This window comes from Psychrobacter sp. G, assembly GCF_000418305.1.
Lineage (GTDB): Bacteria > Pseudomonadota > Gammaproteobacteria > Pseudomonadales > Moraxellaceae > Psychrobacter > Psychrobacter cryohalolentis.
This window is the reverse complement of sequence record NC_021661.1, coordinates 1,204,697-1,222,210: the sequence shown is the minus strand read 5'-3', so window position 1 is coordinate 1,222,210 and position 17,514 is coordinate 1,204,697. Positions and strand designations below refer to the sequence as shown.

Here is a 17,514-nt window from a genome sequence, read left to right as displayed (position 1 = left end):
GAATTTTACCCCCATCTTGTTTTATTGGATAAGCAACATATGACTCTATCTGTAATGACACCGTCTAATCGTATCGCATTGTGTACAGCGAAGATCTCTGCGCTGTCATTAGCAATGTTGCTTATGCAATCAAATATAGCCTTAGCAGCGCCTAACCCTCTGCTACAATCCATCAAAAATACTGCTGAAGCCAGTTACATTATTAGTAACGGTACTAACTTTAATCTAAATAGCACTTCTAACCAAGTGAATGTTCAATCATCTGCTTTTCCTCAATATGGTATTAGCCTAACCTCGCCGCCAACAAAGACTATCGCCCCTGGCTCGACCGTTAGTTGGAAAAACCTTCTAACCAATACTAGTTACAGTGATCAGACTATCGATTTGAGCCTGACTATACCTAATAGTTTATCGAACATAAAACTCTATCAAGACTTGAATAACAACGGACGCTTCGATGATGGTGTTGATAAAGCGATTAAGTTAAATAACAATTTAACCGCTCAGATTACTTTAGGTCAAAGCGAGAGCATTGAGCTTACTATACAAGCATTATCTGATACCAATGCTAAAGCCGATGATACTGCTAGCATCAAGCTTGGTGCTGCTGTTGTTGAAGACCCTTCTATTACCGCTTTAGTGAGTGACGAGCTAATCATCGTTGAAACACGTCTCGATTTTATGCTTTATTCATGGGATGGCTATAGAAGAACATCGCAGGTGGGTGAAAATATCTATCTTGAAGCCAGCTGTGCTAAATGTAACGTCCGTGATAGTGCACGAGATGAAATATGGATAACGATTACTTCCTCTAAAACGGGTGATAATTATTCACTTAAAGCTATTGAGACTGGTGATAATACTGGTAAATTCCGTATAGAAGCACCAACAGAAAATAATGCTAATGCCATTAATGACGGTATCATTCAGACACTAGAAGGTGATAATTTACTCGCTACGTTAGATGCTTATATCGACTCAAATGGTATACGACAGGAAATTAAAGAAGCTATCAGTAGCAATATCGCTATCGTTAATGATATCCCAACCCTACAAGTTACCAAAGAAGGTGATGTCAAAACTGCCTCACTTGGTGATTATGTTAACTATACAATTAATATCAAAAATGATGGTACCAGTACGGCTTATAACGTTGAATTAAAAGACGCTTTACCGCACGGATTTGACTACGTTGGTGGTAGTGTGAGTATTGATAAAGCGCAAACCACTGAGTTTAAAACCGATGGCAAATATCAAGTTTTAAGTCTGGGGAATATGGATGCCAAAACTAGTAAAGATATTACTTATCGCGTATTGGTTGGTTCATCAGCATTAGGCGGTGATGGTATCAATCGTGCGACTGCCATTGCCAAAACTGAGCAAGATCAAAGCCTCGTATCAAGAGAAGCCCAGTGGAAAGTAGAAGTCGATCGCGGCGTTATGAATACAGATGGCATCATCGTCGGTAAGGTCTACCATGATATCAACCGCGATGGCATTCAACAAAAACAAGGTGGCGAGCTTGGTGTTGCTGGCGTGCGACTCTATATGGAAAACGGCAACTTTGCTGTCACTGATCCTGAAGGAAAATATAACTTTTATGGTATCAGCGCCAAGACCCACGTCCTCAAAGTTGACCGCACTACTATTCCAAACGCCACAGAACTGGTTACCCAAAGCAACCGTAATGCTGGTGATGCCGGTAGCCGTTTCGTTGACCTCAAATATGGCGAGTTACATCGTGCCGATTTCGGTATCGTTGGCGGTATGGCGGACAGTACTGAACGCTTAAACGCAGAGCTTGTTGCGCGTAGCAAAAGTATCGGTGCCAAAAACGATCGCTTAGAGCAAGCGGTTAAAAGCGAGCTAATTTTAGATCCTGACTATAACCGTGACAATAAAGACAATATCAATGCCAGCGGCTGTAAATCTAACGATGTTTTAGATGCAGGGATTCAATGCGATTCAGCAATCGTCAATGAAATGGTAAACCCATCTGCAAATCGCGTTGAGATGGCAATTACTAAAATTGCACCTCCTGTAGAAAAAGAGTTAGAAGAATACTTGAAAGAAGTGGCTAACAATAACGTCGCCTTTATTAATTTAGATGAAGGTCAACAGCTCACTACTTATAAGCAAATGGTACAGGTGCAAGCACCACTCGGGTCGATATTTACTTTATATGCCAATGGTAAAGCGGTATCAGAACAGCAAATAGGTAAAACCGCTGAACAAGAAAAGCAAAATGTTACTGCATTTGATTATTACGCAGTCGATTTAAAGCGTGGCACTAATACCTTACGCGGTGTCGCAACCGACGTGAATGGCAAAGTTATCTCTGAGCAAACTATCAAGGTATTAACACCGGATATTTTACAATCTATTAGTTATCGTACCCAAAAACAACTGGTGGCAGCTGACGGCGTCAGCGATTATCAAATCGTTATCAGTCTAAAGGATCGTGATGGTCGTCCTTATATAGCATCAACTCCTATCACCATTGATACCAATATTGGTCGTATCAATTTGGCAGACAGCAGTAAAGACCAAGCCGGCACGCAAGTTACTGTCAATGGTGGTGAGCTATTGATCTCCGTGACTGCGCCAAGCGTACCCGGTAAAGGTGAGATGATCATCGATACAGGCAGCAATAAGCAAGTAATTCCGCTACAGTTTACGGCTCAATTGCGTCCATTAATAGCTGTTGGTATCGTTGAAGGCGCGATAGCGCTCAAAGACTTTGATGGTAGTAATATCACTGACGCACAAGGTGCATTTGAAAAAGAATTACGCGAAATAGCCGGTAACGATGATTACTCAGCGACGGGTCGTGCGGCAATGTTCTTAAAAGGCAAAGTACGCGGTGATTATCTATTAACGCTTGCTTATGACAGCGACAAAAAAGGCGAGCGCCTGTTCCGTGATATCGAGCCGGGCGAATACTATCCCGTTTACGGCGACTCATCAGCCAAAGGTTTTGATGCGCAATCGACGAGCAAGCTATATGTACGTCTAGATAAAGGTCGCTCATTTGCCATGTATGGCGACTTAAAGACTCAAATTGACAACGATGAAGGTATTAAGCTCGGTCAATACAATCGTACACTGACTGGTGTCAAAGCCCAGTTTGAAGATAGCAACACGCGTATTACTGCTTTTGCCGCTGAAACAAGCACCTCACAGCGTGTCAATGAAACTCGTGGTTTGGGCATTTCAGGTCCTTACCCGCTTGCTAATGATTTTGATGCAGTATTAGAAAATTCAGAAACTATAGAAGTAATCACCCGTGATGCTAATAATCCTGGACGTATTGTGCGCCGTGAGACCTTGACGCGCTTTGCTGATTATGAAATTGATCCTATTAGCCGTAGCTTATATCTAAAATCACCGATTGCTAGCCAAGATATCGATGGCAACCCTATCTACCTACGCGTTACTGTCGAAGTTGATGAAGGTGGTGAGAAATATTGGGTAGGTGGCGTCGCTGCTAAACGACAATTGACTGATAAAATTACCATCGGTGGCAGCTATATTAATAGTGATGATCCACTTAATAAAGAAGAGCTTGCTAGCGTTAATACTGTGGTTAAACTTAATGACAAGCTAAAACTGGTCGCAGAATATGCCAAAAACAAAGCTGAGAATCCAAATTTCGAGCCAAGCAATCAGATCAATGCGGACAAACTAACAGGCGATAATGCTGAGGGTGACGCTCTACGTATCGAGCTTGACTATGATAATAAAAAACATACCCGTGCAAAAGCCTATCATAACGATACCGATATCGGTTTTGTCACTGGCGCGTCACCACAAACTGCTGGTCGTACCGAATCTGGCATCGAAATCATCCACACTTTAAACGAGAAAAAGACTGCGCTTAAACTTGAAGGCGTACGCACAGAAGATCATATTACTGATGCAAGTACTGAAGGCGTACAGGCCAGTATCGAACAGCGTTTAAGCAAAAATATCGTTGGTGAAATTGGTGTACGCTACTATAAACAAGAAGCAGCAGCCTCACGTAATATCCAAGCAGCAACAGATGTGGTGGATATTACTAATGATACTTTTGCAAATGATGACATCATTAATCAATCTGCGCTAAGCAACGTCAGCAACACTGAAAAAGATATCGAAGGCACCACTGCCCGCGCCCGTCTAACCGCGCGTTTGCCAAAGCTAAATAACTCATTGGTATTTGCTGAGTATGAGCAAGATATTGAACACAGCTCACGTAACGCAACCTCTATCGGCGGTGAAACAGCACTGGGTAATTTAGGTCGACTTTATGCTCGCCATGATTTAATCAATAGCTTGTCTGGCAGCTATGGTTTAGACGATTCTGAGGAGCGTCAACGCACTGTTGTCGGCTTTGATGCCACTTATATGAAAGATGGCAAGGTTTATAGTGAATACCGTATGCGTGATGCCATCAGTGCTCGCGAAGCGGAAGCTGCCATTGGTTTAAAGAATAAATGGTATGTGCAAAAAGGTTTGACGCTTAATACTTTACTCGAGCGTGTCGAATCTTTAGAGGGTGAGAAAGACAGTACCTCAACTGCAGCAGGTTTTGGCGTTGAATACCTTGCTAACGAAAATTACAAAGCATCAGGGCGCCTAGAAAAACGCTGGGGCGATACCAGTGACACCTTATTAGGTAGTGCTGGCGTTGCCTATCGCTATAACGATGAAGTGACTTTATTAGCCAAAGATATTTATTCAAAAGTTGATTATGATGATGGTCATCGGACTATCAATCGCTTTCAACTTGGTGCTGCCTATCGCGACTACGATAGCAATCAGCTTGATATGCTGGCCAAGCTTGAATATCGCTTAGATGATAATGCCACTGGTGATGACCCTTATCAAAAGGATGCTATTGTTTGGTCATGGAGCGGTAACTACCATCCAACGCGCCCATTAACGTTATCAGGTCACTATGCAGGTAAATATACCGAATACGATGCTCAAGGTATCGCAAGTGACAATACCGCTCATGCTGTGTATGCTCGTGGCTTATATGATATTAGCGAGCGCTGGGATATTGGTTTACAAGCAGGTACTTATTGGAATAAGCAAGCAAATGACCTAGCCTATTTAGTTGGCGCTGAAGTTGGCTATAGTCCAATGAACAATTTATGGTTATCGCTTGGTTATAACTTCATGGGCTTTGAAGATGAAGACATCGCTTATGACGATACTACCATCGAGGGCGCATACTTTAGACTACGCTTCAAGTTTGATGAAGATCTATTTAAGCGTGAAGACCCACGTAAAAATAAACGTGCAGCACCTGTATCCTCTACATTATAAGACGGTCAATTAAAAAGGCACCATCTTGAGTGACGTTTTTCTGGAATCGTTTTTGCTTATTCACATGCACTAAAGCAAGATAAAGACTTCAAAATCTTATTCCAATAGCACTATATTTTTGAAGTAAATTGACTATAGCATTTGATAAGCGATAAAATCAGTCTCAAAATTGCCAGCACCGATACTTATCAGCTTACTACAAGGTTTTCGCGTTATGCTTTACTCTACTATTAAAGTAGCTACTTATAAAAATCCAATATGTGCTGCGTTTTCAGCTGTTTTGCTATTATCAATGACTTCATGCGTATCAACCACAGCTACGACTCTTCAAAAAAGTGCTCATATCACTACTATAGACACCTCTGATTACTGCCAGAGTCAGGATTTAAAAGCGACATATAAAAACCAAAATTCGCAGCAACGGGCGATGAGCTGTATGCTAGCAGAACTACAGCATTATCAGCAAAAAGATAAAACTGCGCGGCAACAGTACTTTGCTTATAAAGCCCAAGCCTGGCTCAACTATGCCATCCATAAAGACAGCATGAATAGTCGCTCACCTGCTGGATTAGAAGCGGCAAAATCTGCAGAAGCTATTTTGCAAGCATTAAAAAAAGGCTCAGAAAACGATCTTGTTCTTATCCAAAATATATCTGCCTCATCAGCGCTAATGCGACCTGATTTATGGGCAACGTTAAGCGCCCTCAAAGACAGCGATGGTATTGCAAGCGCTCCCCGTGAAATAGCATTTAGTGAAGTGGCATTAATCTGGGCAGCGACCGACCAATGTGAACATAATTCACGGCAGGCAGGCAGCCAATTTCGCATGGCTGACCGCTGGCTTGAGCAGGCACGTGAGGCTTTTGTTAATGCTCACAATTCTAAAGAAAACGTGGCATTAGAAGGGCTTATCGTACGTTATTATGAGCAATACTCGCCTTTCGATGCAAGTGGTGATCGCTGTAATGGACAAGTATTGCCAACACTTGATCAAATGTAGAAACCTTATTCACTATAAGTATTTTATAAAGCTTATACATAAAAATTTAGCAAAAAAATCCGACATATAAATGTCGGATTTTTTAATGTCTGTCTTTAAAACTTAATAGACAGACTAACGGTCTTTACGCGGTAGCTTCTCTGGCAAGTAACAACGCAGATAAGCGATAGATGCCGTATTAGCTTCTTGCAGATACTTATCGGTAATACGCTCATGACGACGATAAGAAACAGTAAAGATCGCATTCACGATACTAAAGGTAATCAATAACACATCTTGAATATCTTCAAACTTAGGAACTTCATAGCGTTCAGCCAAACGATCATAGACCAATTTTACTACTTGGTGATCCATATGCTCGCCAAAACTGTCGCCTTCAAAATCAGGTGTATTGGTATCATAAATTAATTTGGCTTTAGTTTGATCTTCATCAAAAATTTGTACACAGCGATCAATCAGCGCTGTAAGATACCCTTGCCATCTATCATATTTAACCGTCTCTACGGTTCTCAATACATCTAAAATATCAATAGCATTTAAAAAACGCAGCGCCAAAAATATGGCTTCAATATTAGGGAAGAAATGATAAGCAGACGCCCGTGGAATACCCGCTTCTTCGCAGACAGCGGCAAGCGTAATATCATTGATAGATTGAGTTTCACTCAACTTTTTAGCACCCATCAACAATTTTTGACGGCGGGCGCGTCCTTGCTGGCTAGTAAACTTAAACTTATTCGGCACCAGCTTTTTTGCCAGCTCCGAATCTACTAGTACATCTTCAATTTTGTCGTCTTTATTTTCACTCATGATAAATCTCTTAATGTTATGTCATATCTTTAAAAATATAGTGTTCATCGGATAGTATGCGCCCTAAATCAAAGCACCATTTCTATCAATCACATATGGATTGATAACACCGCTACTATACTCAACGAAGAGGCATAATAAACGCTTGTACACTATCAAGCAAGGAACAAGAATAGGTTAAAAAAATTCACTAATTAATTATAAAATAGTGTTAATTGTGAAGCTTTATTTTCGCTCTTATAATACCGTGGTCGATCACTCTATCTGCATAATCCCACTTTAAATGGTCATTGAAGTAGTCAACCCGTTCAACCTGACCGAGCGAAAACTTACTATCAGGTAGAAATTCTTCAGAGACAAATAACTGATCAATCACTTCTGGCATACCTTGATAGATATGAGTATATGCTACATCTTTCATCCAACCATAACGGGCTTGAATACGAGCAGCATCAAACAGCGCGACGTCTCGCATGCTCTTATCATAGTTGACCTCGCCAGTCTCAGTCATCAGCTGGGTGGTCACGCTTTCAGTCACATCATTCATATCACCAAGCAAAATCAAGGGCTCACGAGTATGCTGTAACCTATCTATAATAGAAAGCCTGATAGAAGCCGCTTCTGACGCACGCATACACAAACTACGCAACTTGGCACGAATACGAATGTTTGGATCATCCATATCTTCTAACAAATTACCAGCCTCATCACGTAAGAAAAAAGCACGTTTACTTTTTAGATGAGCAGTAATAATGGTTATAGGCTGACCAAATGCATCTACACGCAATACAAGGGGCGGACGATTAAAGCGCTGATAAGGACCAACATCAGGGATATCAATGACCGCTTTTGGGGCAATCTCTTCAAGCAAACTGGTCTCTAAGTGCGCAAACCGACTAATAATACCGACAGCAGGCGTATTTTGCGCCCCTTTACCTTGCGTATATGAATTTACGCTGTCATTACTTGCCAGCGGAATAACGACATGTTCAGGCTTAAAGCCCAATGATACTGCTAAAGCTTCGAGCGCTTCACTGTCCCATACTTCCTGGACCGCAATGATATCAGCATGTGCCTTTGACAGTAGATCTGTGATACCGCGTAACTTATGTTCGTATTCGTGATTAGTATATGCAGGTGCGTTTGGATAATAGAGACGATTGGGATTGGCAAAATTGAGCAGGTTGGCAGTTGCTATATAAAACTGCTTATGATTACTTTCATTATTATTGGTCATAAACTGCCTATTATTCTATAATTTTTTTACATAAGGTTTCTAATTATTACTTATTGGCTAATTTTAACAATAAAGCATATTATATATTCATACATAGTAATATACAGTAAAAAAGCCTCCAAAGAAATCTTTGGAGGCTTTAAAATAGCATAAATTCAAATTATTGCGTCTGTTAACAAAAAATGTCTACAATCGAACTAAACCCAGTAATAAGACAGTAAGCTTTAGTCGTGTTTACTTACTTGAAGCAAATATACTATTAGCAGCACTTGAATACTAGTCGCTGACTACTTTATAAACTATCTAACCTGAGTACTTAATATCTTATTAAAATCAGCATAAATACATTAAGAAATGCGGTTCCATGCATCACGAGATGCTCTACGTGCCTCATTCCATTCCATACGTGATTCACCTTTCACATTGTTCCATGAGCGCTCTAAATCTGACTCATGATCTTCAAAGCGGGCATCAGCGGGATAACGTGCACGGTTAGCATAGCCTACCGCGTAAGCTGGATGCAAATCACGATCGAAATCATGACCTTCTTGATAGTAATCGGCATTGGCATACTCTGCACGCCAATATGCTTCTTCATGCGTTGGATCAATCGCTTCGGCTGCTGCATGACCTGCACCGCCACCGACAATTGCACCAATTGCTCCACCAATAAGCGTGCCTAATGGGCCTGCCATCGTGCCAATAGCAGCACCTGCTGCTGCGCCACCAATACCACCAATACCTGTACCTACAGGGTGTGAGCCTGGCTCCCCTGTGATTGGATCAGCATTCAGATCACTTCTAGCTTCTTTCGACATATGCTTGACAGCAGTACGATCAATCGCATCATGATCCTCTATAATGTTGTCGTTCTCATGTCTAATAACAGTATTGTTGATTGTCTGATCATTACCGGTCAATCGGCGCTCATTGTCATCGATAATACGCTCTCTATCACCAACTTCAAGATAGTCATCAGTAATCACACGGTTATTCGGGTCTGTAATACGGCCATCGTTATTCATAATATCTTCCTTAATTGATTTGTTATATATTCTATTTATCGTCAATTCACTTAATAGCAATATAAGCGAGATTAAGCGTTTTATTAAATCTTCTAAAGTATAGGAACTGAGTTCAAAGACAGATAGGTCGAATATGTAAACAGTGTCAAAATCACGATGGTATTGCGTTACAGTCTGTATCTATACCAAAACTTTGTCAATTGACGTAGTTTCTAGGTGAGTCGATTATACAATATTGAAAAACGGCTATTAAGTAATAAGTAAAACACTATCTATCATAGTAATCATGGCACTATTAATGCTCTACTGATAGCTTGTTGCCATTTATACAGATGCTTTTCACGCACATCTATAGACATACTAGGCTCAAAAACTCGATCTACCTGCCATGAGGCCTTCATCGTTGTATCATCATATAAACCTGTTTTTAAGCCAGCAAGTAAAGCGGCTCCTTTTGCAGTAATCTCTGTGTCTCTTGGACGCAGTACCGGCACATTCAATAAATCTGCTTGGAACTGCATCAACAAATCATTATTTGCCGCGCCCCCATCTACCCTTAATTCAGTGAGTGGATGCGGACTGTCTTTTTGCATGGCAATGAGCACATCGTATGTTTGATAAGCAACCGCCTCGAGTGCTGCCCTTGCAATATGAGCTTTGGTCGTACCGCGACTCATACCAGTAATACTGGCACTGATATCTGAGCGCCAATAAGGGGCACCTAATCCTGTAAATGCTGGCAGCAAAACCACCTCTTCACTGCTCTCAACTTGCCGAGCCAAGTCTTCTACCTCGCCGCTTTTTTGAAACATACCTAGGTTGTCACGCAGCCACTGTACAATTGCACCCGCCATAAAAACACTGCCCTCTAACGCATAAGTTACTTCTCTACTTGGAGGCTGTAGCATGCGTCTGCCAGATTGGACGATTTGTTCGAACGAGAGATTGTCTGGGCGAGTTGGTGCAGATTTTCGTTGCCATGCAATAGTTGTGAGTAGCTTATGTTCACTAAGCAGCGGCTTTTGACCGATATTCATTAGCATAAAACAACCGGTGCCATAAGTATTTTTAGCCATGCCCGTCTCAAGACAGCCTTGACCAAAAAGTGCTGCTTGCTGGTCACCCAATACTGCATGAATTGGGATTTGTTTGGCAAATAATCCCTTTTTGGTTTTGCCAAAGTCGCCATCGGATGGCAGAACTTTGGGTAAAATATTCATGGGTATGCCAAATCGGGCGCACAACTCCTCCGACCATGCCAGTTTATGGATATCGTATAGCAAGGTACGAGAAGCATTAGTGACATCGATGACATGCTCACCACCTGTGAGCTTATATATCAGCCAGCTGTCTATGGTGCCAACTGCTATCTCACCTTTGCTGGCGCGTACGCTTAATTTAGGATTTTGATCTAGTAACCAAGCGATTTTACTGGCACTGAAATATGGATCTAAACGCAGACCTGTAATACGTTGCACTTCGCTTGCCATATCGCCTTGGCTATTATTGTTGCTAGTATTACCTTGTGTCGCATTCATTAAGTCTTCAGCAGCAAGCGCTTCACAGTAGCTCGCTGTACGCCTGTCTTGCCAAATAATAGCGGGGGCAAGTGGCTTACCTGTTTGCTTATCCCACATGACAATAGATTCACGCTGATTGGTAATAGCGATACTGCTAACATCGGTGGCGAGTAGCCCTGCCTGATTGATGACGTCATGAGCGCAGCTGATTTGCGTCTGCCAAATTTGCTGGGCATCTTGCTCAACAAAGCCTGCTTGCGGTGTCTTTAAGACTGTTGGCTGCTGTGCCATTTTGATTGGGCGCGCATGATCATCGTACAGTATCGCTCGACTTGACGTTGTCCCTTGATCTAACGCTAAAATATATCCTGCCATTACTCACATCCCATCTTGTCTTGTCTTATTTGAGTCTAATATTATTATTTATTAACTATAAATTTATAAAATCTAAAATTCAGTATAGATAATGCTATCCATTTTATAGATAGTACTTACAAAAAATTTAAACCTATGCAATTAGGAAAATCAGAGGAAAAACAAGTTACTAGCCTATATCAGCCGTTTATTAAATGATGCTATGATTCATTATAGTTAAAAGCGTTACCATAAACCCTTTGCTGATACAATGCAGAATAAGCAAATAGTGAGCATTGACCCGTCACTATTGTGGCACTACAGTGTACGCTTTGTCATCCATGACAAATTTCAGATCGAATCATATTTGATAATTTAGTCTATTTAGCAGCACATTTTGCATAATATTTAGCTTAGATTCTCTCTAGCATAAATAGTACTCAGCATGACTAATACTGTTTATACATTGCGTGTGATTCTAGACACCTTTTAACTTGTACCTTGCATTCTAATTAATGGCTTACGTGACCTATGAAATTTGCTCTATCGACTCTGTCCACTGCCGTGATGACGATTACGCTCATGAGTATAGCGGCGACTGCCTCTGCACGCGCTAATGAGCATATGAATGAGTCACAAAATGAGGTGATAGCTGTCAATGTGACACAGATTATCGACGCCGACAATCAAAACAATGCATTACGTGCACTTGATATGGTCAATCAAAATATCACCTCTAAAACGGTATCCTCTAAGCATGCAGCTTCTGCAAACAAATCTTCTATAAACGAAGCTTCTGTAAAATCAGCGACGATACGTGGCGACAGTACGGGCGAGGTCTCTGGACGTCAAGCAGCTCTAAGCACGCTTATCGATCCTATTACCCATAAAAGCATAGAGAATAGCTATCCGTTAGAAGTGTCTAGCTTGTTAAGTCTTGAACAAGCGCAAAATATTTTGTTGCAAGTATCCCCAAAAATCGCTGCCAATCAGGCCACTATTGCTGCCAGCGAATATCAAACGGACGCCCTCAAAACTATCGATCACCCACTTGTATTTGCTCGTGTTTCAGCCACTACCTACAATTTGGATGCGGACATTGATCTATCGTCGCTAAAAAACGGCATCGTTAATGATATTAATAATGGGGTTGGTGACATTATTCCGCCCATTCCAGATTTGCCAAATTTTGGTGAATTGGTTGGTGAGCGTATCCCAGATAACTACGAGTTAAAACGCTCAGGCTCTACGGTGGGCGCAGGACTTGGGGTAGTATGGCCTATTTATACCGCTGGACGTACTGCCGCTCTGACAGGCGCGTCCAATGCTCGTACTCAAGAAGCCGTAGCTGACAGTATATTGGACAAAAATGAGCTTTATAACACTTTAATAGAGCGTTATTTTAAAGCGCAACTGGCAATCATTGCCGCTTATTTACGCGACGATGCCTATGATACTTTGCAGCAGACTGACCATATGGCGCAGCGGCTTTTTGAAGAAGGTTTTATATCGCGGGTTGATCGCTTAGAGGCGCAGTCGGCACTTGCTGATGCCAAAAGTGAATCTGTCAATGCCAATAATGATGCACGTCTTGCCATGATAGCTTTACAGCGTCTATTGCGCACTGAGTATCGCATTAAACCTCGCACACCTTTGTTTGTCTCAAGCCGACCCTTACCTGATGTCAGCTACTTTCAAGATTTGGCACTGACCAATCACCCAGGTCTACAAAAAGTCGCCGCCAAACGAGCTCAGGCTCAGCAATTGCATGCGCTATCGGATACTGGTTACAAGCCGACTGTGATGCTGTATGGCTATGGGCAAATCGAAAAAGACCCAAGCTGGGTCGCTGGCGTCTCGGCGAGTTGGAAATTATGGGGCGGTCTGGATAAAACTGCGTCTCTGGCATCAAGTAATGCCAAAATACGCCAAGCTGATTTGTCTGAGATTGAAGTCAGTGACAACCTATTATTACTGGTTGAAAAAAACTGGCATGATGTGAATAACGCCCAATCACGCTATCAAGCTCTACAAAGCAATGTAGAGCTTGCGGCAGAAGTCTTGCGTTTGCGCAGGCTTGGATTACAAGAGGGTTTGAATACGCCAGTCGAGATTGCCCAAGCACAAACGCAGTCGTTAAAAGCACGTACGGAGCAAGCGCAAGCAGCTTATAGCTATGTTCAATCACTTGCTGCTCTTATGCAAAGCTGCGGTACGCCCCTTGCCTTTAATGCCTATCTCAATGCCGCCGATATTCGGCTACCCACTTTATATGACAAATAACATCGCCCATTTATCGTCTTAGCAATATCAGACGACAAACGATTTATTTTGCTTATTACCGACTTTATTGCTTTAGGAATCTCACTGTCATGACTGAATCTACCCACGAATCAGGCGACTCGCGCAAACTAGGTGGCTTAAACTCATCGACTGGATCGACCAATACTAACGATAATCCAGCGCCCACGAACATGGATTCTACGGTCGATGCAAATGATGCTGATGCGTCTAAGACTGATATGAATAACAGCACTGATGCCGATAGGGACACCAATACTGATACTAGCATTGAGCCGGAGCAAACGGTGCCAAGCTATAAGCGCCAGTCAGCAAAAGATAATAAATCAACAAAGATTAAAAAGGCGATTTTGGCGCTGGTGATTTTAGTTATTTTGGGTGTGATTGCTTATGGTTTATACAAGAGCAATCAGCATAGCGAGCCGCAAATTATTACCCTCCAAGGGCAAATGCAAATGCAGCAAACGTCTATCGCGGCAAAAGTACCGGGACGTATTGCAAAAATATTAGTCACAGAAGGTGATGCAGTAACGGTCGGTCAACAGCTAATAGAGATGGATTCGCCTGAGATTAATGCAAAAATCAATCAGGCACGCGCTGGCAAACAGATGGCACAAAGCCAGCTAGATAAAGCAGAAAATGGGGCGCGCCCGCAAGAAATCGCTCAAGCAAAAGCAGCGTGGCAAGCTCATAAAGCGGCATCCGACTTGGCAGAAAACACTTATCAGCGTGTTAATCGTCTGTATGAAGAAGGACTGATGGCGCGGCAAAAGCGTGATGAAGCCTATGCACAATATTTGGCAACTCAAGATCAAACCGAAGCAGCACGCTTACAGTATGAGTTAGCGATGGAAGGCGCACGTAGTGAAGATAAGTCAGCGGCGACTGCACAAGTTGCGCAAGTCGATGCGCAATTAGAAGAAGCATTGGTAGCGAAAGAAGAAGCCAACTTAAAAAGCCCAATCTCTGGTGTCGTCGATAATGTCATCGTCAATGCAGGTGAAGTGATCGGTCAAGGTGTGCCGCTGCTAACCTTAGTCAATACCAATGATCAATGGGTCGTCTTAAATGTCACGGAAACCTACTTAAATCAGTTTGCGATTGGTCAGCGGTTCATGGGTACTATTCCCGCTTTATCATCACCTGAAAAGCCTTATACCAAGCAATTCACTGTTTATGCTACTTCAACCTTGTCTGACTTTGCCACTTGGCGACCGACTAACAATGACGATGGTTTTGATGTTCGTACCTTTGAAGTAAAAGCCCGACCCACTAACCCTGATAGACGTATTCGCTCAGGTATGAGCGTAGTTGTACGTCTCAATCCTGCCTTCGTTAATCAGAACCAAGAGTAAGCTATGCGCATGACGAAGCTAAAGGATGCTTTTGTACGCAGTGCAGCTTATGAGCGACGGTTTTTAGCCAAAAATCCGTGGGACTTGGCGATGGTGTTCTGGATACCGCTGGCTACTGTGCTGCTGATTTGGTGGATTTTTTCACAAATACAAATCACAGACTTACCTATTGGCGTGATTGATAATGATCGGGGGCCTGTTGCCAATACAGCATTACGGTATTTGGAAGCCAATCCTAATTTGACGGTAAAGCAGCTATATCATACGCCTGCTGCGGCAAAAGCTGCTATCTTGCAGCGTGATATCTATGCAGTCGTCATTATCCCTGAAGATTTTTCTCGTAATATCTTATTAAGTAAGCCTGCTCCTATCGTACTCCAAGTCAATGCCCAATATGGCACCCACTCTGGCATTATCCAAACCAGCGTACAGTCTGTCATCGGTACCTTATCCGCAGGCGTTGAGATGAAGCGCTTGGTCAAGCAAGGGATGGCTCCATCACAAGCTGCGATTGCCTACTCTCCTATTAGTATTCAACGTATTAGCTTGTTTAATGCTGCGACTGATTATCAGCAATTTTTGGCATCGACAGTCATTCCTGCTCTGCTGCATATTTTGGCAATGGTGATTGGCGCAACGACGATCGGCCGTGAATTGCGTGACAAGCGAATCGGACGCTGGTATCACTTTATTAATGGCAGTCATGTTTATTTAACATTACCACCTAAAGATGATCAACCTAATAATGACAGCCAACCTAGTCCATTAGATAATGTCTCAGCCAGTCAAAACCAAGCATCAGAAGAAGTAATTATACCGGTATTGATATTTGGTTTATTAGGCAAGTACTTTTGGCCGCTACTGGCTTATAGTATTTGGTCGATATTGGCTTTATGGCTGGCAGCGCCGCAACAATCGATTGCTATTAGCGCGCTCATGGTAACCTATATAAGCCTTGTATTATTAATGATGTTATCTTTCTGGCTTGGCGCTATATTTACCTTAGGCTCCTTCTCATTGCGTATGGGTTTATCAGCGACGGGTTTTATCTCAGCACCTTCTTATGCGTTCGCTGGGGTGACGTTTCCTTACGTCGCTATCAGTAAGAATGCCCAGCATTGGTCAGATGTGCTGCCGCTTACCCATTATCTTAAGCTACATATTGCACAGTTACAGATGCAAGCGCCTGTCATCATATCCTTACCAATTGTTTACGGACTGACACTGGCAACACTCGTTACGCTATATTTAACGGCTTTACTAAGCAAACGCGCATTAGCGCATCCTGAACGCTGGGGAGCACGCTGATGTCATCCAATTCAAATCATAAATCGTCTACTAAAATAGTAGTATCAGAGGAAATTCTGGCATCGCCAAGCTTCTTTGGCAGCTTTTTACAAACCATAAAAGACGTGTTTTCTGATAAAGGTGTGCTGTTACTATTGATGATTGCACCGATTATCTATGGTTTCTTCTATCCTTGGCCGTATTCTACCGAAGTGGTCAACCACGTGCCTGTTGGCATTATTGATAAAGACAATAGTCCTTTATCGCAAACCATCGTTCGCTATGCCAGTGCCAGCCCGCAACTAGATACGAAACGCTTCTTAAATGAGCAGCAAGCCATCGATGCCATATGGGCGGATGACATCGCAGGCTACATGATTATTCCAAGCGGACTTGAACAGCAAGTGTTGTCAGGCAAAGCCGCTAGCGTCAGCGTGCTTGGTAATGGCGGCTATTTTTTATTAAATAAAAACGTACAAATGGGATTTTTGCAAGCGGTTAGTACCGTCTCAGCTGGCATTGAGGTAAAGAAAAACGTGGCACAAGGGGCGTACTTAGCGACTGCTTCTGCCAAAACCCAAGCCGTACCGTTAAAGATTATCCCTTTATATAATCAAACGGAAGGTTATGGCGCTTACGTCGTGCCAGCGGTGTCTATTCTTATCTTGCAGCAAACGCTTTTGATGTCAACGGCGATGTTAATCAGCACTTGGTATGAGCAACGACGCCATAGAACTAATATTCGTGGCTGGCTTGGGCGGATTGCCGCGCTAAGTATGTTTAGCTTTGTGATTGGCTGTTTTTATTACGGCTGGGCATTTGAGCTTCATGACTATCCGCGCGGGCAAAACATGCTCGGCAGTTTATTATTCTTGCTGCTATTTTGTCCGACAGTCGCCACACTTGGTTGCGTGCTTGGACTTTGGTTTCGCCAGCGCGAGCGTAGTATGCAAATTTTAATTTTTAGCTCATTACCGATGTTTTTTGTCAGTGGCTATCCGTGGCCTGCCCATCAGCTTCCTGAATTCTTGCAAATTATTCGTTGGTTATTGCCAACGACACCAGGTATCAATACTTCCGTGCAGCTTAACCAAATGGGCGCCAGTATCGCGCAAGTAGCGACAGGATTTTATGCGTTGGCAGGATTGTGGATTTTTTACTTTATTCTACTGTTGCTATTCCGCTGGTTAACGTCAGAACGTAAAAATGCTTATTAAAGTTAATAACATATTAACCATATTAACCATATTAACCATATTAACCATATTAACCATATTAACCATGATAAAAAAAGACGCCTATATAATTACAGACG

10 protein-coding genes are annotated in these 17,514 nt (G+C 42.4%); 6 read left to right on the top strand and 4 right to left on the bottom strand.

Translation table 11 applies throughout. The features are described from left to right. Positions 1–39: 39 nt before the first annotated feature. Together PSYCG_RS05205 and PSYCG_RS05200 are read left to right on the top strand one after the other, a co-directional pair. The gene (locus tag PSYCG_RS05205; RefSeq protein ID WP_020443253.1) at positions 40–5,313 is read left to right on the top strand and encodes a DUF11 domain-containing protein; all 5,274 of its coding nucleotides are present in this window, start codon (positions 40–42) and stop codon (positions 5,311–5,313) included. A gap of 436 nt (positions 5,314–5,749) precedes the next feature. Beyond that, positions 5,750–6,313 (top strand): hypothetical protein, encoded by a 564-nt coding sequence (locus PSYCG_RS05200; protein WP_227500763.1) that lies wholly within the window; start codon positions 5,750–5,752, stop codon positions 6,311–6,313. 114 nt (positions 6,314–6,427) lie between these two features. On the opposite strand, the gene PSYCG_RS05195 is transcribed toward PSYCG_RS05200, so the two are convergent. The 4 genes from PSYCG_RS05195 to glpK form a co-directional block, all read right to left on the bottom strand. Further along, the gene (locus PSYCG_RS05195; protein ID WP_011513381.1) at positions 6,428–7,120 is read right to left on the bottom strand and encodes a TetR/AcrR family transcriptional regulator; all 693 of its coding nucleotides are present in this window, start codon (positions 7,118–7,120) and stop codon (positions 6,428–6,430) included. 211 nt (positions 7,121–7,331) lie between these two features. Next, positions 7,332–8,357, bottom strand: a complete 1,026-nt coding sequence (locus PSYCG_RS05190) for an endonuclease/exonuclease/phosphatase family protein (RefSeq protein ID WP_020443251.1) — start codon at positions 8,355–8,357, stop codon at positions 7,332–7,334. 347 nt (positions 8,358–8,704) lie between these two features. Continuing rightward, positions 8,705–9,175 (bottom strand): hypothetical protein, encoded by a 471-nt coding sequence (locus tag PSYCG_RS05185; protein WP_227500771.1) that lies wholly within the window; start codon positions 9,173–9,175, stop codon positions 8,705–8,707. A 491-nt stretch (positions 9,176–9,666) separates the two neighbouring features. Further along, the gene (gene glpK, locus PSYCG_RS05180) at positions 9,667–11,277 is read right to left on the bottom strand and encodes a glycerol kinase GlpK (RefSeq protein ID WP_020443249.1); all 1,611 of its coding nucleotides are present in this window, start codon (positions 11,275–11,277) and stop codon (positions 9,667–9,669) included. Positions 11,278–11,787: 510 nt separating this feature from the next. Between glpK and PSYCG_RS05175 the strand changes: the two genes are divergently transcribed. From PSYCG_RS05175 to PSYCG_RS05160, 4 genes are all read left to right on the top strand, one after another. Beyond that, positions 11,788–13,539 carry a TolC family protein gene (locus PSYCG_RS05175; RefSeq protein WP_020443248.1) on the top strand — a complete coding sequence of 584 codons (1,752 nt, stop codon included), beginning with the start codon at positions 11,788–11,790 and terminating at the stop codon, positions 13,537–13,539. Between the two features lie 89 nt (positions 13,540–13,628). After that, positions 13,629–14,912, top strand: coding sequence for an HlyD family secretion protein (locus tag PSYCG_RS05170; RefSeq protein ID WP_020443247.1), 1,284 nt, complete (start codon positions 13,629–13,631; stop codon positions 14,910–14,912). Between the two features lie 3 nt (positions 14,913–14,915). Continuing rightward, entirely contained in the window at positions 14,916–16,220 is a 1,305-nt protein-coding gene (locus PSYCG_RS05165) for an ABC transporter permease (protein WP_020443246.1), read from the top strand. Beyond that, positions 16,220–17,416 (top strand): ABC transporter permease, encoded by a 1,197-nt coding sequence (locus PSYCG_RS05160; RefSeq protein ID WP_020443245.1) that lies wholly within the window; start codon positions 16,220–16,222, stop codon positions 17,414–17,416. Before PSYCG_RS05165 ends, PSYCG_RS05160 begins: the two co-directional genes overlap by 1 nt. Positions 17,417–17,514: the final 98 nt, after the last annotated feature.